The 441-nt window shown below is 67.3% G+C and carries 1 protein-coding gene; it reads left to right on the plus strand.

Annotation, left to right across the window (positions count from 1 at the left end):
- Positions 1–441 (plus strand): precorrin-6y C5,15-methyltransferase (decarboxylating) subunit CbiE (cbiE, locus tag GHO42_RS04680; protein ID WP_153384127.1); only part of this gene is annotated, 441 nt, incomplete at both ends.

Consider the following 441-nt stretch of genomic DNA (forward strand, 5'->3'; position numbering starts at 1 on the left):
GTTTTCACTGGCCCCAGTGCTGGCCCTGCGCAACACGCCGACCTGCGTACTGGCCAGCGGCGACCCCATGCTGTTTGGTGTCGGCGCCAGCCTGGCGCGACGGGTAGCGCGGGATGAAATGCAGGTGCTGCCAGCGCCATCGTCCTTTTCCCTGGCCGCAGCACGCATGGGCTGGGCCCTGCAGGACGTAGTCACGCTGTCGGTAGTGGCACGCCCCGTCGTCGCCCTCAATGCCCACCTGCACAGCGGTGTACGTCTGCTGGTACTGAGCAACGATGGCAGCAGCCCGTCCATCATCGCCCGTCTGCTGAGCGCGCAGGGATTTGGTCCCAGCCGCATGACGGTGCTGGAACACCTGGGCGGCCAGGCTGAACGCAGGATCGACACCCGCGCCTGCGACTGGAGTGACCCGCCCGTCGCGGCGCTTAACCTGGTCGCCAT

It is taken from the genome of Pseudomonas sp. FSL R10-0056 (genome assembly GCF_009600105.1).
GTDB lineage: Bacteria > Pseudomonadota > Gammaproteobacteria > Pseudomonadales > Pseudomonadaceae > Aquipseudomonas > Aquipseudomonas bubulae.